Source organism: Ruminococcus sp. RTP21359st1_H3_RTP21359_211015 (assembly GCF_040909065.1).
Lineage (GTDB): Bacteria > Bacillota > Clostridia > Oscillospirales > Ruminococcaceae > Hominimerdicola > Hominimerdicola aceti.
This window is the reverse complement of the sequence record NZ_JBDGDD010000014.1, coordinates 1-21,657: the sequence shown is the minus strand read 5'-3', so window position 1 is coordinate 21,657 and position 21,657 is coordinate 1. Positions and strand designations below refer to the sequence as shown.

The 21,657-nt window shown below is 43.4% G+C and carries 19 protein-coding genes; 13 read left to right on the top strand and 6 right to left on the bottom strand.

Annotated features, from left to right (window positions below; translation table 11 throughout):
- The first annotated feature begins 14 nt into the window (after window positions 1-14).
- The gene (locus AB5Z01_RS07375) at window positions 15-1,430 is read left to right on the top strand and encodes a sugar transferase (protein WP_368365419.1); all 1,416 of its coding nucleotides are present in this window, start codon (window positions 15-17) and stop codon (window positions 1,428-1,430) included.
- 250 nt (window positions 1,431-1,680) lie between these two features.
- Here AB5Z01_RS07375 and spo0A read toward each other — a convergent pair whose 3' ends face one another.
- Entirely contained in the window at window positions 1,681-2,463 is a 783-nt protein-coding gene (gene spo0A, locus AB5Z01_RS07370) for a sporulation transcription factor Spo0A (protein ID WP_022288684.1), read from the bottom strand.
- Between the two features lie 270 nt (window positions 2,464-2,733).
- Entirely contained in the window at window positions 2,734-3,960 is a 1,227-nt protein-coding gene (gene spoIVB, locus AB5Z01_RS07365) for a SpoIVB peptidase (protein ID WP_368365418.1), read from the bottom strand.
- 249 nt (window positions 3,961-4,209) lie between these two features.
- On the opposite strand from spoIVB, the gene AB5Z01_RS07360 reads away from it, so the two are divergent.
- The 5 genes from AB5Z01_RS07360 to AB5Z01_RS07340 all read left to right on the top strand — a co-directional run bounded on the left by AB5Z01_RS07360 (window position 4,210) and on the right by AB5Z01_RS07340 (window position 9,655).
- Window positions 4,210-4,848 carry a hypothetical protein gene (locus AB5Z01_RS07360; RefSeq protein WP_022288682.1) on the top strand — a complete coding sequence of 213 codons (639 nt, stop codon included), beginning with the start codon at window positions 4,210-4,212 and terminating at the stop codon, window positions 4,846-4,848.
- A 138-nt stretch (window positions 4,849-4,986) separates the two neighbouring features.
- Window positions 4,987-5,982, top strand: a complete 996-nt coding sequence (locus tag AB5Z01_RS07355) for a LacI family DNA-binding transcriptional regulator (protein ID WP_278645454.1) — start codon at window positions 4,987-4,989, stop codon at window positions 5,980-5,982.
- 400 nt (window positions 5,983-6,382) lie between these two features.
- A complete protein-coding gene (locus AB5Z01_RS07350) occupies window positions 6,383-7,750 on the top strand; it encodes an ABC transporter substrate-binding protein (RefSeq protein WP_287215711.1) in 1,368 nt (455 codons plus the stop codon).
- A gap of 73 nt (window positions 7,751-7,823) precedes the next feature.
- Entirely contained in the window at window positions 7,824-8,792 is a 969-nt protein-coding gene (locus AB5Z01_RS07345; RefSeq protein ID WP_022288679.1) for a carbohydrate ABC transporter permease, read from the top strand.
- Complete coding sequence (locus AB5Z01_RS07340) at window positions 8,792-9,655, top strand: carbohydrate ABC transporter permease (RefSeq protein WP_081855888.1); 864 nt, start codon at window positions 8,792-8,794, stop codon at window positions 9,653-9,655. Before AB5Z01_RS07345 ends, AB5Z01_RS07340 begins: the two co-directional genes overlap by 1 nt.
- A gap of 158 nt (window positions 9,656-9,813) precedes the next feature.
- On the opposite strand, the gene AB5Z01_RS07335 is transcribed toward AB5Z01_RS07340, so the two are convergent.
- Window positions 9,814-11,091: an aminotransferase class I/II-fold pyridoxal phosphate-dependent enzyme gene (locus tag AB5Z01_RS07335; RefSeq protein WP_368365417.1), complete on the bottom strand. Its 1,278-nt coding sequence runs from the start codon at window positions 11,089-11,091 to the stop codon at window positions 9,814-9,816.
- Between the two features lie 606 nt (window positions 11,092-11,697).
- On the opposite strand from AB5Z01_RS07335, the gene AB5Z01_RS07330 reads away from it, so the two are divergent.
- Entirely contained in the window at window positions 11,698-12,696 is a 999-nt protein-coding gene (locus AB5Z01_RS07330; RefSeq protein ID WP_022288676.1) for a glycoside hydrolase family 130 protein, read from the top strand.
- Between the two features lie 200 nt (window positions 12,697-12,896).
- Here AB5Z01_RS07330 and AB5Z01_RS07325 read toward each other — a convergent pair whose 3' ends face one another.
- Both AB5Z01_RS07325 and AB5Z01_RS07320 read right to left on the bottom strand, forming a co-directional pair.
- Window positions 12,897-13,391, bottom strand: a complete 495-nt coding sequence (locus AB5Z01_RS07325; protein ID WP_332008629.1) for a hypothetical protein — start codon at window positions 13,389-13,391, stop codon at window positions 12,897-12,899.
- A 13-nt stretch (window positions 13,392-13,404) separates the two neighbouring features.
- Window positions 13,405-14,223, bottom strand: coding sequence for an AraC family transcriptional regulator (locus AB5Z01_RS07320; RefSeq protein WP_038670292.1), 819 nt, complete (start codon window positions 14,221-14,223; stop codon window positions 13,405-13,407).
- Between the two features lie 226 nt (window positions 14,224-14,449).
- Between AB5Z01_RS07320 and glmU the strand changes: the two genes are divergently transcribed.
- Window positions 14,450-15,877 carry a bifunctional UDP-N-acetylglucosamine diphosphorylase/glucosamine-1-phosphate N-acetyltransferase GlmU gene (gene glmU / locus AB5Z01_RS07315; protein WP_117865601.1) on the top strand — a complete coding sequence of 476 codons (1,428 nt, stop codon included), beginning with the start codon at window positions 14,450-14,452 and terminating at the stop codon, window positions 15,875-15,877.
- A 47-nt stretch (window positions 15,878-15,924) separates the two neighbouring features.
- Here the strand turns inward: glmU and AB5Z01_RS07310 are convergent, their stop codons facing one another.
- Window positions 15,925-16,140 carry a helix-turn-helix domain-containing protein gene (locus AB5Z01_RS07310; RefSeq protein WP_368365416.1) on the bottom strand — a complete coding sequence of 72 codons (216 nt, stop codon included), beginning with the start codon at window positions 16,138-16,140 and terminating at the stop codon, window positions 15,925-15,927.
- Window positions 16,141-16,317: 177 nt separating this feature from the next.
- Between AB5Z01_RS07310 and AB5Z01_RS07305 the strand changes: the two genes are divergently transcribed.
- The 5 genes from AB5Z01_RS07305 (at window position 16,318) to AB5Z01_RS07285 (ending at window position 21,562) form a co-directional block, all read left to right on the top strand.
- The gene (locus tag AB5Z01_RS07305; RefSeq protein ID WP_117893984.1) at window positions 16,318-16,587 is read left to right on the top strand and encodes a DUF4190 domain-containing protein; all 270 of its coding nucleotides are present in this window, start codon (window positions 16,318-16,320) and stop codon (window positions 16,585-16,587) included.
- A 3-nt stretch (window positions 16,588-16,590) separates the two neighbouring features.
- Window positions 16,591-16,989 carry a DUF2752 domain-containing protein gene (locus AB5Z01_RS07300; RefSeq protein ID WP_287215701.1) on the top strand — a complete coding sequence of 133 codons (399 nt, stop codon included), beginning with the start codon at window positions 16,591-16,593 and terminating at the stop codon, window positions 16,987-16,989.
- Window positions 16,990-17,156: 167 nt separating this feature from the next.
- Window positions 17,157-17,780: an aminoacyl-tRNA hydrolase gene (pth, locus tag AB5Z01_RS07295; protein WP_287215699.1), complete on the top strand. Its 624-nt coding sequence runs from the start codon at window positions 17,157-17,159 to the stop codon at window positions 17,778-17,780.
- Between the two features lie 25 nt (window positions 17,781-17,805).
- The gene (gene mfd / locus AB5Z01_RS07290; protein ID WP_368365415.1) at window positions 17,806-21,261 is read left to right on the top strand and encodes a transcription-repair coupling factor; all 3,456 of its coding nucleotides are present in this window, start codon (window positions 17,806-17,808) and stop codon (window positions 21,259-21,261) included.
- Between the two features lie 82 nt (window positions 21,262-21,343).
- Window positions 21,344-21,562, top strand: a complete 219-nt coding sequence (locus AB5Z01_RS07285) for a hypothetical protein (RefSeq protein WP_368365414.1) — start codon at window positions 21,344-21,346, stop codon at window positions 21,560-21,562.
- Window positions 21,563-21,657 lie beyond the last annotated feature (95 nt).

Genomic DNA, 21,657 nt, shown 5'->3' with positions numbered 1-21,657 from the left:
AAGGCGGTTTTTTGTTGAATAACAGAGATCAGTTCAAAAAGATACTTAACTATCTCAGCGCACTTGTTATAATCTGTGCCTTTATGAAGTGTTTCGACACGGTTTGGAACAACTTTTACAACAAGGCGATGCGTGACCCGTTCTGGCATAATGGTAACATTCTTATGGTGGCTATCTATGCGGTGCTCTATATATCCATGGCAAAGACCTTTAACGGCTTCCGTCTTGGGTATGATAAATTCACGGGGCTTTTCGGTTCGCAGGTGCTGGGTGTGCTGGGTGCGAATTTTATAGAATTTATACTCGTTTCTCTTATCGGACGAGGCAGGCTCAACATAGCGCCCATACTTGTTATGACGGTAATTCAGGTGGTCATAGCCTTTGCGTGGAGCTATGTTTTCACTTGGATATATCAGGCGGTATACCCTCCACGGCGAATGATAATCGTTTATGGAAACAAGAACGCTAAGCACCTTGTTTCAAAAATGAGCGTGAGAAATGACAAATACAGGATATGCGCTTCTATAAGCTGTGAGGAGAGTCTTGAGGATATCGAGCGTGAGATATTAAAACACGAGGCTGTTATAATATCGGATATCCCAAATGACCTGAGAAACAAGCTTTTGAAATTTACTTTTGAAAATTCTATCAGGACTTATATAAACCCTAAGCTGTCAGATATTATCGTAAGGGGTGCGGAGGATTTCCACCTTTTCGATACGCCCCTTTTGTTGGCGAGAAATGACGGCTTGCGCTGGGAACAGCGTGCGATAAAGAGGATACTTGACATTGTGCTGTCGGCTGCCGCACTGGTGGTGGCGTCACCGTTTATGCTAGTGACGGCTATTGCAATAAAGGCTTATGATGGCGGTCCTGTGCTTTATTCTCAGAAAAGGCTCACAACGGGGGGCAGGGTGTTCAAGGTATACAAGTTCAGAAGCATGATAGTTGACGCTGAAAAGAAAAGCGGTGCGACCCTTGCAAAGAAAAATGACAGCCGTATCACTCCTATAGGAAAGTTTATAAGAAAAGTAAGGATAGACGAGCTTCCGCAGCTTATAAACATACTAAAGGGCGATATGTCGTTTGTAGGGCCTAGACCTGAGCGGCCTGAGATCGCGCAGAAGTATGAAAAAACAATGCCTGAGTTCAAATACAGGCTGAAAGTCAAGGCTGGACTTACGGGCTATGCGCAGGTAATGGGAAAGTATAACACTACGCCTTATGACAAGCTGAAGCTTGACCTTATGTACATAGAGCATCAGTCGCTTATGCTTGATCTTAGAATATTCTTTATGACGGTAAAGACCTGCTTTATACCAGAAGCCACTGAGGGCGTAAAGGATTCAGCTCCTCTTGAAACTCACCGTGACAGGATAGAGCATGACAACAGCAAGGACGAAAAGAACAGCGAAGAGATAAAGCTGTGATAATATGAAAATGCAGAGGGCGGATCATTTTCGCCCTCTTTTTTTGTATTTTGTGTGTAGGGACGACCTGAGGTCGCCTGTGTTCGGAAATGCAACGTCACACCCAAAGCGAAAAAGTTTGTCTTATTGCAAATTTAGCAGGCGAACAAAGACGGACGAACACTGTTCGCCCCTACATTTATCAACAAGTAACAAAAGAGCAGAACGTGAAAATGCGTTCTGCTCTTTTTGTATATATGACTTATGACCCCTAGACCGCCATGGTGGTCTTGAATTTAAGACTTATTTTGTCTGCGATAAGTGCGATAAATTCGCTGTTTGTGGGCTTGCCCTTGCCTGTGTTTATTGTGTAGCCGAAGAAACTGTTGAGGGTGTCGATATCTCCTCTGTCCCATGCTATCTCAATGGCATGGCGTATGGCTCTTTCCACTCTGGAGGGCGTAGTTGCGAATTTTTTTGCCACTGCAGGATATAATAGCTTTGTAACGCTTTCAAGCATTTCCTTATCGTTCACGGACTGTATGATAGCTTCCCTGAGATAGTGATAGCCCTTGATGTGGGCAGGTACGCCTATCTGATGGATTATGTCTGTGACGATTATCTCAAGGTTTATGCTCTGTTTGTTTTTCGTATAGCTTGAGTCGGAGGATATATCGGTGTCGATATCCAGCATGGACTTTATCCTCTCGCCAAGTATCTTTATGTCGAATGGTTTGAGCATGAAATATGATGCTCCAGCGTTCATGACCTGTGTTTCTATAAATGAGTTCTCATAGGCGCTTGTAATTATAAAAAGCGGTTTCTGATAGGACGAGTTCTGTATCTTTCTGATAAGCTCGATTGCGTCAAGACTCGGCATAACTGCGTCTGCGATAACAACGTCCGGCTGTTCGTTTTTGATAGCGTCATAGATAGTAAGTCCGTCCTTGGGACGTGTTATCACGAAAAAGCCCATTGCTCTCAGTGAGGAAGCACATGCTACCCCGTACTGTGCCGAATCGTCGCCAATAAGAATTTTGATCTTGTTTGTCATTGTCATTTCCTCCGTCGTATAATCTGTCATTTTTGTTTGAGAGCGTTTGTTTTAACTCCCTTTCACAAGATAAATGATAACACATTTATTTGTTAAATGCAATAGTTTTTTAGAAAAATCGTCAACAAATTATCGACTAATTAATGCAAAGTGTACAAATATCAGTGCATGAATATGCCAAAACAAGATAATTAAGCATTGTTCGACTGTAGATGATATTTTTCTCTATGCAAAGCCTTTTCATAAATCGACAGCGATCGGCAAAGGTCGCTAACCTGCGTTTTCTATGGTGCTTTCGGCAAGCTCTGAGGTCTTTGAATACATTTCGTCAGCGAAGATACCGTAGCCTTTGGCGGTGTCTTCGATAAAAACATGGGTCACTGCGCCCACGAGTCTTCCGTCCTGAATGATAGGCGAGCCACTCATGCCCTGCAAAATGCCCCCTGTTTTTTCAAGAAGTGTCTTGTCAGTTATTTTGATAACAAGGTCATGCTCGGCAGAATCTGAGAGATTTATCTGCTCGATAGAAATTTCGTACTCTTTTGGCCCGTCATTGTCAATAGAGGAGAGTATTTTGGCTTTGCCGGGGTGTATCTCCTGACGGAAGCCGAGAGGAAACTCTTTTGCATTTGGGCAAGGGTTTGCATTCAGTGTGCCGAACACGCCGCTTTCACAGTTTTTCAGGATATCACCTGTGGAGGCGGAGTTTGCAAACTCGCCTAAAAGCTGTCCCGGACAGCCTGAGCGTGACTTGTTGAAGCCTGTAAGGTTTATTTCGCCAACTGTGCCTGCGGAGAGGGGGAGGGGTTCTTTTGTGTCTGCGTCGCATACGGGGTGACCAAGACCTCCGAAAGTTCCGTTTTCAGGGTCATAGAATGTGAGAGTGCCTATGCCTGCGGAGGAGTCACGCACCCACATTCCCGCTTTGTAGCTTCCGCTCTCAAGGCGTGGGCAAAGCTTGAAGGTCAGGTCGTTGCTTCCACGCTTTATGCGCACTGAGCAGGCTTCACCGTTTGAGCTTCTTATTATCTTTGCAACGTCTGCGTTGCTTTTGACTTTTTCTCCGTCGATAGATACTATAACATCGCCCTCTCTGATACCGCAATCTTTGGCAGGACTTGAAGAATCCACCTTTTGCAGATCGACTACCATTACGCCCTCTGTGAGAAGCTTTATGCCGAATGGCTGTCCGCAAGGATAAAGCATTGGTCTTTCCATTGTCTTTGATTCAACCTCCTTGACTGGCACTGCCCCAAAAAGCATGAGCATATTTTTTGTGTATCGTGACGCTCCTGACGAACCGCCTGACACCGCCACTGTCACCTTGCTTTCGCAGGGCTTTGAGGATATGGTGAAAAAGGAGTTCACGCTAAGCTCGCTGCCCTTTGAAACAAGGTAGAAATTGGGGAGCGTTGTGGAATAAAATCCTATAAGACCAAACAGCCCCAGCAGTATTATCCCTGTGACGCAGGCTGTTTTTTTGAAAAATGACGACATTTTTTCACGTTCCTTTCTGTTTTTCTTTTCGCTTTTATTGTTGACCTGTCTAGAAATTTAATTCAGTCGTCGGCATAAGTATTATTTGTCTTGGAAAGCCTTTTTCAATTTTATTCTGCCTTCTTAACAGTGCAAAGGAAGAAAATTTCATTTGTATGTGTTGAATTTCGTGGCATACTATGATATAATAAAATATCTGATGAGAAAACTATGATACGATAATATTTTAATACATAAAAGAGGTACATTATGTCAAAAAAAGACAGACTTAAAGCACAGAAAGAAAAGCAGGACAGGCTCAGAAAAGAAGAGGAGCTTGAAGAACAGAGAGAGCGTGAGGAAGCCAGAGAAAGGCAGAGCCGCTCGGCGAAAAAGATGATGAAAAAGGCGAAACGCACAAAACCGAACGGTGAGCCTGTTTATTATCTTATTTTGAAGCTTCTTATGATAGTGCCGTTTGCGTATTCGGGATTTTTCTACGGCGGTGTAACTATCGTGGGCATCATGGGCAAGTATATAGAGCCCGTTCCGCCAAAGTGGGTGCTGTGGGCAATGGCGGCAGGCGTTGTTGTCATGTTTGCAGGAATATTGTTTGCGTTTTTCAAAAAATATATCGTTTCCTTTATACTTAGCCTTGGGGGCATGATATCGTTTCTTAAAGCGGGCGGATATCTTATAAAAAGGATACAGGACAAGCTGAGCAATTCGGCTGTAGATCAGTCTTTGCAGAATATGGATAAGGAATATATGTGGAGATTTTATCCTATAATAGGTGTTGCTGTCATATCAGCGGCTCTGCTCATCTGCACTATAATAAGAAAACTCATTGAGCGAAAAAGACTGCAAAGAGAGAGGGATAACGCTCCTGTTGAGAGCATTATCAACTGATTTTGGCCTGCGTTTTTGTGTAAATGTGAGATTTTGCAATATTCTATTGACTTTATGTCATAAAATGATATAATTGAATGAGAATGTTATCAGAGTTTATTTTAAGGAGTTCATTAAGAAGAAAAAGCGGTGAGAATTTTGAAGAAAGCAGTTACACTTATAGATATAGCCAAAGCCTGTGACACAAGTAATGTCACTGTGTCAAAAGCCCTTGCAGGAAAAAGCGGAGTTAGCGATGCTCTCAGAGAGAAGATAAAGCAGGTCGCTGACGAAATGGGTTATGTGGGCGTGAAAAGCACTCAGAACAGGGGAGGAAATACTATCGGTGTGCTTATCCCATCAAAATTCATCAATCCTAACGGTTCATTTTATTGGGCATTGTATAACGCTCTTGTAACAAGGCTCAAAAAAGAGAATATGTTCTGCATAATGGAAAATTTAGATCAGGAGGACGAGGACAGGCTCATGCTCCCGCATTGTATCGAGGACAAGCAGGTTTCAGCACTTATTTCACTGGGACAGCTTTCAAAGGATTATGCAAAGCTTCTTAATGACAATGTGAAAGATCTTGTACTGCTTGATTATTATGTGCCGTCCTTAGACTTGGACGCTGTTGTGACAAATGGCTACAGCGGAGGCTACAAGCTTACTTCATATCTTATAAAAATGGGTCACAAGAAGATAGGATACATAGGAAGTAAATTTGCCACAACGAGTATTTTTGACAGATATATGGGCTATGTAAAGGCTATGATAGAGCATGGCTATGAGGTCAACGAAAAGTGGCGTATCGACGATCGTTACAAGCGTGATTTTATCACTATGACTTTCCCTGAGGACGATATGCCAACGGCTTTCGTATGCAACTGCGACGAGGTGGCTTACCGTGCAATAAGACAGCTCCGTGGCATGGGATATAACGTGCCTGAGGATATTTCCATTGTGGGATATGATAACTATTTGATCTCCGAAGTTTCAGACCCGACTATCACGACTATAAACGTTGACGCAGATTATATGGCAGACCTTGCGGTAATGACACTTATGGATAGAATGGAAGAACCTGACGGCAAGCCAAGGATAATAACTATCGAGGGCGACCTCGTTATAAAGGACTCTGTGAAGAGAATATAGGTGTTTTATTAGCGAATATAACAAAAGGATCAGCATGGCGGTTGCTGATCTTTTTTTATTTTGCTATTGACAAATGAGTAATTTTAAGTTATAATATACCTGTACTTATTAAGTGCACCTTTCTAATCTATGATTTTCTATTGTTTGCGACATGACCCCGTTGGTTGTGTCGGTTGTCTGATCTTGGCGACAGTCTTTGTTAAGACTGTCGCCACTTTTTTGTGCATATTGCTAAAATTCAGGTCTTAAAGTTTATGTTTGTTTACAAAATTGAGATTAAAAAGATATTAATTTCTAAAAAGATATTGACTTAATTTTATTTAGGCTGTATACTTAATATTGTCGTTAAAGACAAATTAATTTACTTAATTAAATTAAGCTAATTCGGAGGTTATCAAGTATGAAAGCAAAGAAGATATGTGCCGGTGCAATGGCACTGGTTTTGTCAATGGGAACAATGAGTGCGTTCACAGGCTGCGGAAGCTCTACAGATTCAAGCAGCAAGGCTGTTACACCTGAAGTATCGCAGGCTGATATCAAAGACTCATTCGACGCAAAGGGTGCAAAACTGGAAGTTCTTACGAACAGAACTGACAGAAAAGAGGACGGCAAGCTCGACGCTCTCACAGACAAGTTTGAGGAAGCTTACAACTGCACAGTTGAATACACTGCATACAAGGACTACGATACAGATGTAGCAACAAGAATGGGTACAGATGATTACGGCGATGTTCTTTGTATCCCTTCAAGCCTTAAGCTTGAGGAACTTCCTACATATTTCGTATCTCTCGGAACTTATGACGAGTTCAAGGACACATATCGCTGGTCAGACAAGAAGATGACGGCTGACGGCAATGTTTACGGACTTGCAGTAGGCGGAACAGCTACAGGTGTTCTTTACAACAAGAAGATATGGGAGCAGGCTGGTATAACAGAAACTCCTAAGACTCCTGACGAGTTCCTTGCAGATCTTCAGCTCATCAAGGATAACACAGACGCTATCCCTTACTACACAAACTTCAAGGACGCAAGCTGGACTATTACTCAGTGGCAGAACCTTGTTCTTTCAGCAGCAGGCGGTGCTGAAGCTGAAAACAAGCTTCTTCAGGATAAGAGCGACCTCTTTGTAGAGGGCAACGGCTATTATGAAGTATACAAGCTGATGTATGATCTGTTCTCAAAGCCTGACCTTCTTGAAGAAGACCACGCTAACACAGAGTGGGAGTCATCAAAGGTATGGTTCGGTGAGGGCAAGATAGCTACAATGGTAATGGGTTCATGGGCAGTTTCACAGTTCATGGAAAAGGCTGAGAACCCTGACGATATCGGTTATATGCCTGTTCCTGTCACAGCGGCTGACGGAAAGGTATACGCAGAGGAAGGTCCTGACTATACTCTCGGCGTAAGTGCAAACTCCAAGAATCAGGATCTTGCAAAGGCATATGTTGAGTGGTTCATCTCTGATTCAGGTTTCTCTGAGCAGGAGGGTATGATCTCAACAGTTCAGAACAAGGAGCTTCCAAGCATGCTGTCTGGCTTCAAGGACGCTGTATTCTTTGAAAAGGCTGTTGCTCCGGATGACCTCGTTGGTAAGTTCGACGAGATCGACAAGGAGTCAGGCGTTGGCGTATGGCAGGGCGACGAGGACAACTTCAAGATCAAGCTTGCTGAGGCAGCATTCGCAGGCAAGGGCGACGACGGTTTCAACGAGATCATCGCTGATGTAAACAAGAAGTGGGCTGCTGCAAGAGATAAAGTTCTCGGCTAAGACTTAAGATAAATCCCTTATCAGGTACAGGCATTGTTCCTGTGCCTGATAATTGTGTTCAGGAGGACCTCAAATGCAAAACGGCAATAGAAAAGGCATTGCACAGTGGTCAAAGACTTATGCGGGTAAAAAGTTCTATACTTCTATACTGTTTCTTGCACTGCCGATAATCCTGCTTGTAACGTTTACCTTTATCCCTGCTCTGGATATGGTCATATTCAGTTTTCAGAACAGAGATCCATACGGCACTAACCCTACATATGCAGGCTTTTCAAATTATGTAACGATATTCACCGACAAGGACTATCTTGAAACTTTCAAGAACAGCCTTTATTATCTTGTTGGTTCATTCATTCAGCAGGCACTGGCTTTGCTGCTGGCGTCTATCCTCTGCTCAAAGATAAGAGCAAAGGGACTTTTCAAGGGAATACTTTTCTTCCCTTATCTTATGAACGGCGTTGCGGTATCTATCATATTCCAAAGATTTTTCCTCAAAGGTCAAAAGGGTCTTACCCCTGACGGAACGCTCAACACTATCCTTACCACACTGGGCCTTGACCCGATACTGTGGTTCGATGTTGACAGGCCGTTTCTTGCAAACTGCTGCTTGGTGTTCATTTCCATATGGAAATACATAGGCTTTGATATCATCATGTATATCGGTGCTATCCAGTCTATCAGCCCTGACCTTTACGAGGCGGCTGACCTTGACGGTGCGAACCCATGGCAGAATTTCAGATATATCGTATTCCCGAGCATAAAGCCTATCATCTCATTGCAGCTTATCCTTGCTGTAAAGGGTGCTATCTCAGTATTCGAGATACCGTATATCACAACAAAGGGCATGATGGGCACTACCACATTCGTTATCAAGACTATCAACACAGCGTTCTCGCTGAAAAAGGTGGGTCTTGCTTCGGCAATGGGTATCGTGCTGCTTATCATAACGATAATCGTAACGTTTATACAAAAATACTTCTTCCGTGAGGACGACAAGACCCCTAAGGAGAACAAAAGGAGCAGAAAGGGGGCTGTGAAATAATGGCACAGAATGAAAACAAAGATTCAAAGCCGCTTTATATCGGCTCAAGGGTACTGAACATTTTCAAGTATGCTTTTCTTATACTCTGTTGTCTTATAGTAATAGTACCGATACTTGTTGTGCTCATAGGCTCGCTGAAAACCTACAAAGAGCTTTCAAACACCACGGTGTTCACTCTTCCTGAAGTGCCTCAGTGGGAGAACTTCAAGACAGCGTTTTTTACACAGAACATTCTTCTTGCATTCAAAAACACGGCTATAATCATTGTTGTATCCTGCGTTGGTTCGATAATAACAGGTACGATGACGGCTTATGTCGTTCAGCGCTTCAACACCTATTTTTCAAGAACAGTAAAGACAGCGTTCCTTATTGCAACGCTTCTGCCTAATATCACAATGCAGGTAACGGTATTCCAGATAGTTTACAAGCTTGGTCTTTACAGATCTATGCTTGCACCTATCATTTTGAATATCGGTACAGATATTATTTCTATCTATATTTTCATTCAGTTTTTGGGACAGATATCATATTCTCTGGACGAAAGTGCTATTATGGACGGTGCTTCTTATCCAAGGGTATACTTCAGCATAATTCTCCCTAACCTAAAGCCTGCAATAGCAACAGTGCTTATCATCAAGTTCGTTGGTATCTATAACGATTTCTACACTCCAAAGCTTTATATGCCTGATGATGACCACGTTGTTATCTCAACTGTGCTTTACAATCTTATGAATGCCACTTCTGTACAGTGGGAGGTAGTTTTTGCGGGAATCGTAATTTGTATCATTCCGACTCTTATTATATTCCTCTTACTGCAAAAGTACATCTACAGCGGACTTGTTTCGGGAGCTGTAAAAGAATAAGCTTTATTTCCATTTTAATTTCCTTACCATAGCGGGCGGTATGACCTTTTAGGAGGTCGATACCGCTTTTGCTTTATAGGCAAACAAAAAAGCGATGAGCCTTTTGCAAGGTCATCGCTTTTTTATATAGAGAGTATTGTTATCTTGACTTAGTTGAATTATTCTGCAAGAAGCTTTTCTGCACTTGCAAGCTTAACTGCTGTAGCAAACACGTCGGCTGCAACTTTAAGCTCGCTCTCAGGCGGGAATGTAGGAGCAATTCTGATGTTTGAATCGTCAGGGTCCTTTCCGTAAGGGTATGTTGCACCTGCACCTGTGAGGACTACGCCTGCCTCTTTGCAAAGCTGACAAATTCTCTTTGCACAGCCGTTAAGAGCGTTGAAGCTTATAAAGTAACCACCGTTTGGCTTCTCCCAGCTTCCGATTCCCAGAGGTGCTATCTCCTTTTCGAGAGTGTCAAGAACTATCTTGAACTTAGGCTCGATTATAGCTCTGTGCTTCTTCATATGCTCCATAAGGTTTTCATATGTGCCGAAGAACTTAACGTGGCGGAGCTGATTTATCTTGTCATAACCGATAGTCTGAACTGTCATCATGGATTTGAGGTACTTGATGTTCTTTTCAGATGACGCTATCATTGCAACGCCTGCACCAGGGAATGTTACCTTTGATGTAGAGGCGAGCATATAAACTCTGTCAGGGTTGCCTGCCTTTTCACATTCGTCAAGAATGTTGAGAAGTGTGTCAGGTGTATCAGAAAGGTGGTGGATACAATATGCGTTATCCCAGAATATCTTGAAGTCCTTAGCCTTTGTTGTCATGGCTGCAAGACGCTTTACTACTTCGTCAGAGTATGTTGTGCCTGTAGGGTTAGCATACATTGGAACACACCATATACCCTTTATAGTATCGTCCTCAGCAACGAGCTTTTCTACCATATCCATGTCAGGACCGTTTTTGTCCATTGGAATGTTTACAAGCTCAAAGCCCATTTTTTCTGTTATAAGAAAATGTCTGTCATATCCCGGAACAGGGCAGAGCCACTTGACTTTTGTATCCTTCCAAGGCTTCTCACCGTCGCCTGTGCCAAAAAGCATGAACTTTGCGATAGTGTCATACATGATGTTAAGGCTTGAGTTTCCGCAAATGATAAGCTCATCAGGTGTTACGCCAAGCATTGGTGCGAAAAGTGCCTTAGCCTCAGGCAGACCGTCAAGACCGCCGTAGTTTCTGCAATCTGTGCCGTCCTCAGCGAAACAATCCTCGCTGCTCTTTACTGCTGTGAGCAGACCCTCTGTCAGGTCGAGCTGTTCGGCAGACGGCTTTCCTCTTGCCATGTTCAGCGACAATCCCTGAGCCTTGAAATCGTCATATTTTTTCTGGACTTCTGCTTTGAATGATGCCAGTTCCTCTGCAGACATTTCTGTTAGTTTCATATCAATGTCCTCCACTTGTAAATTATAAATTATAGTACACTATTATACAGAACAATTCGGCAAATCCCGACTTTCGCCGCACTCTGCCGAACGTATCCGATATCCTTACTTATATTGTATACCCTTTTCAATGTTTTTGCAAGTGCTTTTTTCTATTCTTGCAAAAAATCAGAAACTTGCACGAATATGCTTATGCTAATATGACCATTATGGGCAACTTTTATAATATACATTCAAAATACTGCCTGATATTTCATTTTTATCATGGATTGGGCGGAGAACGGACGTGCAGGCGGATAAAGTCGCATATTTTTAGTGCGATGCAAAAATATGAAACCAAGCAAACTGTTAATAAAATGTTAAATTTAAGAAGAATACGTTTACATATAAATTTTAAACGTTTTCAGCAAAAATAGGGGCTTGAAATTTTTCTGAAAGTGTGTTTTAATAATAACAGCGGCATTTTACCGATAAGGTAAGCCGAATGATATCGCCTTGAATAAGCGGGAAAAGTTTCGCATTTCTATTCGGGGGAAGAATAAAAACAAGGGCATGACCTGACGGTCAGCCTCAGTATTTTTTATATTATGAAAGGTGGATTTTAACATGAGCGTTAAAGTAATCAACGGACAGGCTATCCCAAATATGCCTTGGCAGGATAAGCCGGCTGACTGCAATGAAGTGATCTGGAGAGATAACAGAAACCCTATCATTCCTAGAAATCTTCTTCCTACATCAAACTCTATCTTCAACAGTGCGGTAGTTCCTTTCGAGGGCAAGTTCGCAGGCGTATTCCGTGTTGACGATAAGGAAAGAAACATGGCTCTCCATGCTGGTTTCTCTGAGGACGGTATTCACTGGAACATCAACCCTACAAGGATCATGTTCGAGCAGGCTGAAAAGTCTACAGAAGAAGTAAATCAGTGGGGCTACGGCTATGACCCAAGAGTATGCTTCATCGAGGACAGATATTGGGTAACATGGTGTAATGCATACGGCTGGAAGCCAACTATCGGCGTAGGCTATACATATGATTTCAAGACATTCTATCAGTGCGAGAACGCATTCCTCCCATTCAACAGAAACGGCGTACTCTTCCCAAGAAAGATCGACGGCAAGTATGTAATGTTCTCAAGACCTTCTGACTCAGGTCACACACCATTCGGTGATATGTACATTTCACAGTCACCTGACATGAAGTACTGGGGCGAGCACAGACACGTTATGGGGCCTCTCAAGGGCTGGGAGTCCAAGAAGATCGGTGCAGGTCCTATTCCAATAGAGACAGACGAGGGCTGGCTCTGCTTCTATCACGGTGTTCTTGAGTCTTGCAACGGCTTTGTATACAGCTTCTCAGCTTGCATCCTTGACAAGGAGCAGCCATGGAAGGTTAAGTACAGATGCGGCGAGTATCTCATCAACCCAAGAGAGATCTATGAGTGCGTAGGCGATGTTCAGAACGTAACATTCCCATGCGCAACACTTTGCGACGCTGAGACAGGCAGAATTGCTATTTACTACGGCTGTGCTGACACTTGCGTAGGTCTTGCTTACACAACTGTTGACGCTGTTGTTGACTATGTAAAGAGCCATTCTTCTATCTAATTTCGATCTGATAGACTAATAGAATAGTTTACAAAAGAGCAGAACCTCGGTTTTGCTCTTTTTTGTTGGTGTATAAAAAATCAACGGGCGACCTCAGGTCGCCCCTACATATAAACAGCGTATTTACGCAAATCGTAGGGGCGAACAGCGTTCGCCCGTTTTTATGATGTGATTTTACAGTATCTAATTTATTTAATGCCCTATATTTTTTCAGGTGCGTCCTTTTCGTATTCGGCGAATTGCTTTTCCATATCAGCTTCGCTTTCGCCGACTGAGCGCAGTATCTCTTTGAGAAATACTCTGTCCTCAGGTTCTCTTGAAAGCTTTGCACTGTGCTTTTCGTAGAAGTATCTCATTTTAAGCACGCTGATAGGGGAAAGCTCCTGCTTTTCTGCGGCTTCGTATGCAGAGTTCACGTCTGTGATGAAAAAGCCCATGCTGTATTCAGGAGCCTCCTCGCATATAGCTTTAAGCATATCTGCTATAAGATCTTCACGGACGTACACCACTCTGCCTGCAGAGTGGAGCATTCGCATTGTGCTGTTGTAGTCTGATACCCTGAGTGTTTTAAGCTCATCACGGCTCAGACCCAGCCATGAAAGGGCAACGGCTGCTGCAGCCTCAGTATTGGTTTCATGCAAAGCTTTAACCTCATCCTCTATCTGAGAAAAGGAATAGATATATTTTTGTTTCATATTTATTGCCACCTTATGCCTTTATCTTCCTGTATTCAGCAGGCGAAATGTTCTCGTGCTTTTTGAATACAACATAAAAATACGAGCTGTCGCTGAAGCCTGTTTCCGAAGCTATCTCCGCAACTGTCTTTGAGGAGTAGGTAAGAAGCTCCTTTGCGTGGCTTATGCGCACTGTGTTTAAATATTCCATTGGTCTTATGCTGAAATTTTTCTTGAAAAGTCTGCAAAGGTGCTGTTCTGATACCCCAGCCACAGCCGCCATATCTGCGAGCTTTATAGGCTTTGAATAATTCTCCTCGGTGTATTTCATGACCTTTGCGACGGCTTCAGAATTTACACGGCTCTTGTATGGGAACTTATCGTCTGAAAGCTTGCGGTATTCAAGAAGCATATCGTAAAGCTGTGCGGAGGCATAATAGTTGCCGTATGCCTTGTCGCTTTTTATGGTGTAATATGCGCTGTCAAAAAGTTTGTGCATACGCTCTGCGCCGCAGTTTAAGAAAACATGAAATTTGTTAAGATCCCATTCTTTCAGCAGTTCGAGAGCCTGTTTGCCGTCAAAGCACACCCAGTCAAGATACCATGAATGAGTCGTGGCTCTATATTCGTGGGGACAGTGCGGTGGTATATAGAAAATGCTGTCAGGCATTATTTTTACGGTCTTGCCGTCTACCGTTACCTCACCCTCGCCCTCAAGACAGACGAAAAGCTGAGGATAATCATAGCCCTCCGGTCTGCTGACAGGAAACTGCCAGCAGCTCACGCCTATGCCGATGATATAAAATGGCAGAGCTTTTTCAGTTCCTATAACAGGATAGAATTGTTTCTGCATATATTTTCCCCCATATCTGAAGCAGAAAAAAACTGCAATATATGAACATGATAACTACACATTTTATTATAGCAGTGTCGCAATATGTTGTCAAGCAAAAGAATAAATTGCGATAAAATATGAACCAACTGTTGACTTTTTATCCCAACCGTATTATAATAATAAGGAAATGGTGCGAAAGTGCCAAGTCTTATTTTGTGGGACGTATCTGAAAGGAATTTGTATTATGGAGAACAATGTTATTATTCTTGCCGGCGGACAGGGCAAGAGAATGAAGACCAATATGCCAAAGGCTTTGTGCAATGTTATCGGCGAGCCTATGCTGGAGTGGGTGCTGACAGCCTGCGAGAATGCAGAGCTTGACGATATCTGCGTTGTAAAAGGCTACGAGGGCCAGCAGATAGAGGATTATCTTGCACAGAGAAAGTCAAAGGCTAAAATCTGCACTGTTATGCAGGAAGAGCGACTTGGCACAGGTCATGCTGTTATGCAGGCGGCTGATTTCCTTAAAGCTCACGCTGAAGGGAACACACTTATACTCTGCGGCGACGCTCCTTTTATCGACGCAGAAACTATCAAAGGTGCGCTGGAGCTTCATACTGAAAAGGACTGCGGCGTAACTGTTGTTACATCAAGAGTTGAGAACCCTACAGGCTACGGCAGAATAATCCGCACTGAGAATGGCATTTCAGGAATAGTTGAGCACAAGGACTGCACACCTATGCAGCTTGCTATCACTGAGATAAACTCAGGCTGTTACTGGTTCAAGACGGCTGATCTGCTGGAAGTTCTTTTTGACATAAAGCCTGAGAACGCTCAGGGCGAGTATTATCTTACAGACTGCATCGAGCTGCTTATTGCAAAGGGCAAAAAGGCTGACGCATTTATTTCTGCAAATCCTCATGTTGCGCTTGGAGCAAATGACAGACGTGGTCTGCTTGCACTCAATGATATCGCAAGATATGAGATAATAGGAAAGTGGCTTGACGAGGGTATCGAGTTCTGCTGCACAGACGGTGTTTCTATCGGAAACAATGTTACTATCGGTCATGGAACAAAGATACACAGCGGAGTTATACTTAGAGGAAACACCACTATCGGTGAAAACTGCAATATCGGCAACAACTGCATAATAGAGAACACAACTGTAGGAAACGGCGTAAACCTCAACAATGTTCAGGCTTACGAGTCCGTTATCGAGGACGACGTTAAGATAGGACCTTATGTTCAGCTCAGACCTAATTCACACATCAAGAAGGGTGCGAAGATAGGCGACTTTGTGGAGATAAAGAACTCAACTATCGGTGAATACACAGCGGTGGCACATCTTACATACATCGGCGATTCTGACGTCGGCTCAAATGTAAACTTCGGCTGTGGCGTTGTAACAGTAAACTACAACGGCGACAAGAAGTTCAGAACTGTTATCGAGGACAATGCTTTCATCGGCTGTAACACAAACCTTGTTGCACCTGTAAGAGTCGGCAAGGGCGCATACACAGCGGCAGGCTCTACTATCACAACTGATATCCCTGACAACGCACTTGCTATCGAGCGTGGCAGAGAGACTATCAAAGAGGGCTACGCTGAGAAGAAGCTCAAGGCGAGAACAGAAAAGTTCGAGGCTATCCACGGCAAGTCTGAGGAGAAGTAATATACCCAAATATAAGCAAGACCCTGTCTTTGGTTGAGGCAGGGTCTTTATTTGTTGGTCTTTTTGTTGTTTGTCCGCCCGAGGATGTAATCGGTGGATACGCCATAGAAGTCGGCTAGTATAAGGAGGTGTTCTACGGGGATAGTGAGAACGCCCCGTTCATAGCGTGAATAAACAGTTTGACTTGTGAAAAGAAGCTTTGCTATCTGCGTTTGGTTCATGTCCTTATCTTCTCGCAAATCCCTTAATCTTGGAAAATACATAAAAATCTACCCTCATTTTTGGTAATTTTGCAGAAAATGTTTTAGTACCATTCGGTACTATTGACTTTACCATATTTATGTGTTATTATGTATATGTTAGCACTTATAGGTACTAAGAAAAGCTGTAGAATTTTATTGTATGGATAGGTGTAAAGAAGATTTTAAGGAGTGTTGAAAATGGAAGAAAATAAGTCAAGCGGATTAGCGATAGCGTCAATGGTATTAGGTATCGTTGCGCTGTGTTTGAGCTGTTGCTTTTATTATGTGTCTATCCCATGCGCTGTTGTAGGATTGATACTGGCGGCAGTTTCCCTGAAAGGCAATAAGGGCGGAAAAGGCATGGCAATAGCAGGTCTTGTTACAAGCATTGTAAGTATCGTACCTACAATTATTGCTATTGGTCTTGGAGCTTCTATGATCTCAGAGCTTCAGTCAGCGTTTAAATAGCTAATGAAAAGCAAAATACACCTTTGCAGGCTAACAACGGTCATTGTGCCGTTGTTAGCTGTTGTCATTTTTGCCCTCAGACAAAAGCTTGTGTGGCTGAGCAGATTTTTCCCTGAATGTTATTTTTACAAAAGCACGGGCTATCTTTGCCCTGCCTGCGGAAACACAAGATGTATCAAAGCATTGTTTAAAGGTCATGTTTTGGAAGCTTTGGGATATAATATAACCGTGCCAATGCTTATTATGATTGCAGGAATGTTTTATGTGGAAGCGGTGTTATATTCTTTTGGTAAAAAGGTCAGGATATTTCCTAGGAGCTATGTGCTTCTAGGTGTTTTGCTCGGAAGCCTGCCTTTGTATTATGTTATGAGAAATATCCTGCCTTTTCTTACGATATGCTGATTTTATTCATTTTTCGTTTGACAAACAAAATCTCATATGCTATAATAAAGCCGACAGTAAAATGTCGGCTTTTGTTTATACCCCGTCTTGCATAAAGACGGGGTTATTGTGCGTGGATAGAATAAGCTGTCGAGGCTGACATATTATAAAAGATAGGAGAATTTACAATGGATATATTTGAGAAATTGAAGAAATTGTCTGCCGAGAGGGAAACGGCTATGGGCAAGCCTGAGTATATTATCGTGGGGCTTGGAAACCCCGGCGTGGCTTATGAGAATACTCGCCATAACGCAGGATTTCTTGCGGTGGCGGCTATGGAAAAGAAATACGGCTTTTCTGTGAATACACATAAGTTCAAGGCTCTTGTGGAACGTGCCGTTATAGGCGGAAAAAGCTGTCTTGTCATGAAGCCTGAAACTTTCATGAACAATAGTGGTGAGGCTGTCAGCGACGCTATGGACTTTTATGATATACCGCTTGAAAATGTTGTCGTGGTCTATGACGATATTTCACTTGACGTGGGCAAAATGAGGATACGCAGAAACGGTTCGGCTGGCGGTCACAATGGCATAAAAAGCATTATCGCACTGTGCGGCGGTCAGGATTTCCCAAGGGTAAAAATAGGCGTGGGCAAAAAGCCTCACCCTGATTACAACTTGGCTGACTGGGTGCTTTCAAGATTCACTGACGAGGAAATGAAAAAGCTTTCTGATGTGGATAAAAACACCTGCGAGGCTGTGGAGCTTATGGTGCAGGGCAAGATAAACGAGGCTATGAACAAGTTCAATTAAGCATATTTTTTTGGAGAACAGCAAGATGAATATTTTTTATGAAATGGCGAGCCGTCTTGGCTTTTATAAAGATGTGAAAAACTGCCTGCTCAAAGGTTTTACCCCTTGTGCGGTCACGGGCGTTTCAAATATACACAAGGCTCAGACCGCAATGGCTCTCAGCAGGCTTTCCCCTTGCCTTGTTATATGCGACGACGAGGCGTCTGCCATTAGAATGACAGGGGATATAAACGAAATGGCAGGGGAACAGCTTGCCTGCGTTTTTCCTGCAAAGGATCTGAACTTTGCATACATGGAGGGCGTTTCAAGAGAATATGAGCATAAAAGACTGGAAGCTCTTTCTCTCATCACTCAGGGCAAATGCAAGATAATCGCCGCAAGTATGGAAGCTTGCTTGCAGGGAACTATTCCGCAGGATAAGCTGAAAGAGTTTTCCTTCGAGATAAAAACAGGGGGCGAACTGAGCCTTGAGGAGCTTACAAGCAAGCTTCTTGCAGGCGGTTATACAAGAACAGATCAGGTGGAGGGTCAGGCGCAGTTTTCTGTGAGAGGCTCTATCGCCGATATTTTCCCTGTGCAGGAGTCACGTCCTGTGAGAATAGAGCTTTGGGGCGACGAGGTTGACTCTATATCATACTTTGACCCCGAAAGCCAAAGACGTACCGACCCAATAGACGAGATAACGGTTTTCCCTGCCTTGGAGATAATTTTCCCTGACACTGATGACCTTGTGGCAAAGCTTGAAGCCTTGTCAAAGTCTGTCCGTGGAAACCGCACCGACAAGATAAGAACGAATATTTCAAGGGATATAGAAACGGCTCAGAGCGGTATAACCCTCACAAATCTTGATAAGTATTATACTGTGTGCTATGACAAGCTCACAACAGTGTTTGATTACTTTGAGAGCGGTGTTTGCCTTGTGTCGGAGTATACCAACTGTATCGAAAAGGGCAAGGCGGCTCTTGCTCAGCTTTCAGAGGATATGAAGCTTCTTTATGAGGACGGCATACTTTTCAGAAAGCTGGAGGGCTTTTATCTTGATATACCGCAAGCGGAACTAAAAATAACACAAATGAAGTCGGTGTTTCTTGACAGCTTTATGCGCTCTAACAACGGCGTGAAGTTCAAAAAGCTTATCAATACCGACTGCCGACAAACGGCGGCTTGGGGCGGTAATATCATCAATCTTGAAGAAGAACTGAAAAATCTCTGCTCTCAGGGGTATTGCACTGTTGTGCTGGCAGGCTCGGAAAAGACGCTTCCTATTATAAATAAAGACCTTAATGATGCTGGCATCTCTGCGGAGATCCTCACTGAGGACAGCGAGATAATAAAGGGTAAAGTATACCTGCGCACGGGCTGTCTGTCAGGTGGCTTTGATTATCCTGACATAGGCTGTGCGGCTATCACTCAGATGAAAGCCATGAGTGCAAAGAAGCGTAAATCCCGTCACAAGGCAGGAGAAGAGATAAAAAGCCTTTCGGATATACAGACAGGCGACCTTGTTGTTCACGCTATGTACGGCATAGGCAGATTTTCAGGAATAAAAAATATAGAAACGAACGGTGTAACAAAGGATTATATCACCATAAAATATGCAGGCACGGACGTGCTTTATGTGCCCGTTACTCAGCTTGACCTTGTGTCAAGATATATAGGTCCTAGAGATGACGGGGCAGTGAAACTTAATAAGCTCAACTCTATGGAGTGGACAAAGACACGAAACAAGGTAAAGTCTGCCGTAAAGGATATGGCGGAGGAGCTTACAAAGCTTTATGCTCAAAGACAAATGGCAAAGGGTTTTGCTTTTTCCCCTGACAACGATTGGCAGGCGGATTTTGAGGAGCGTTTCGACTATCAGGAAACTGACGATCAGTTAAGATCTATACAGGAGATAAAGACGGATATGGAAAAGCCGTCCCCAATGGACAGACTTCTCTGCGGAGATGTGGGCTTCGGCAAAACGGAGGTGGCTCTCCGTGCGGCGTTCAAGTGTATGCTCGATAACAAGCAGGTGGCTATACTTGTGCCAACAACTGTTCTTGCATGGCAGCATTATCAGACGGCGATAAAAAGGTTTGAGCATTTCCCAGTGAAGGTGGAGCTTTTGTCGAGGTTTAGAAAACCAAAGGAGCAACAGCAGATAATAAGAGAGCTTAACCGTGGCACTATCGACCTTATCATAGGCACACACAGGCTTGTGCAGAAAGACGTTAAGTTCAAGGACTTGGGCCTTGTTATCATAGACGAGGAACAGCGTTTTGGTGTTGCCCATAAGGAAAAGTTCAAGGAAACTTTCAAGGGCGTTGATGTGCTTACACTTTCGGCTACCCCGATACCAAGAACGCTTAACATGGCAATGAGCGGTATCAGAGATATGTCGGTCATAGAGGAACCGCCTATGGACAGACACCCTGTTCAGACCTATGTTATAGAGCATAATATGGGCGTTATAGCGCAGGCCATAAGCAAGGAACTGCGACGTGGCGGTCAGGTGTACTATATCCACAACAGGGTGGAAACTATCATGATGACCGCAAATAAGCTTCAGGAAATGCTCCCTGACGCAAGGATAGCGTTCGCACACGGACAAATGCCCGAGGAGGAACTGTCGGAAATATGGCGGCAGCTTTGTGACAGAGAAATAGATATCCTTGTCTGCACCACCATAATCGAAACGGGTGTTGACGTGCCGAATGTAAATACACTTATAATAGAGGACGCTGACAGATTAGGACTTTCACAGCTTTATCAGCTCCGTGGACGTGTGGGAAGATCAAACCGCCGTGCTTTTGCGTACTTCACTTTCAGACGTGGCAAGGTACTCACGGAGGTAGCGGCAAAAAGGCTTGATGCAATAAGAGAGTTCACACAGTTCGGCTCAGGTTTCAGGATAGCGTTGCGTGACCTTGAAATAAGAGGTGCAGGCTCTATACTCAGCGGTAAACAGCATGGACATATGGAAGCGGTGGGATATGATATGTATCTGCGACTTCTAAATGAGGCTATAGCTGAACAAAAGGGAGAGGCTCTGCCACCGTCACCTGAGGATTGTTTGGTGGATATATCCATAGACGCATTTATACCTGACCATTATATAGAAAATCTGTCACAGAGGATAGATTGCTATAGGAAGATAGCTTCCATAGGCAATGAGGAGGATTCCAGGGACGTTATCGACGAGCTTATAGATAGATACGGCGACCCACCGAAATCAGTGCTGGGATTGGTGAACGTTGCACTTACGAGAAATACTGCTTCAAAGCTTGGCATAAAAGAAATAACACAAAGAGGGGATAAGGTGCTGTTCTTTGTGAAAACCGCAGAGGTGGAGCAGATACAAGCGTTGTATGGAGCTTATAAGAATAGGATACGTTTCTTTGACGGAGATAAGCCGTATTTTGCAGTGACATTGGAGAAAAAGCAGAAAGCGGCAGAATTAATGGCGGAAACGGTAAGATTAATGAGAAATGAGGAGTGAGGAATGGCGGAGCCATACCGAGTAAATCATTAACACAAAACAGAGGAAACTCCGAGCAAAGTGACAACTGAGCGTCGCTCAGTTGTCACTTTTTGTATCAAAAGAACAAAGGAGCAAAGCAAAATGGACAAAAAGAGATAAGAAAAGGGAAATAAAGTGTAAAAAAAGCAGAAAGCGAAAAAAGGGGTTGACAAAAAGGCATAAAAGTGATAAAATAAACAAGTCGCCTCGAGAGAGCGATAAAGAAAGAAGCGAAACGAAGGTAAAAGGTTCGGGAGAACAGGAGAGACCTGAGGAATAGCTCAAGAAGAACTTCACAAAAGAGTTCAAACGAATTCATAAAGAATTCACAAAGAAAAGTCTTGACAAAGCTTAGCTAATATGATATAATAGATA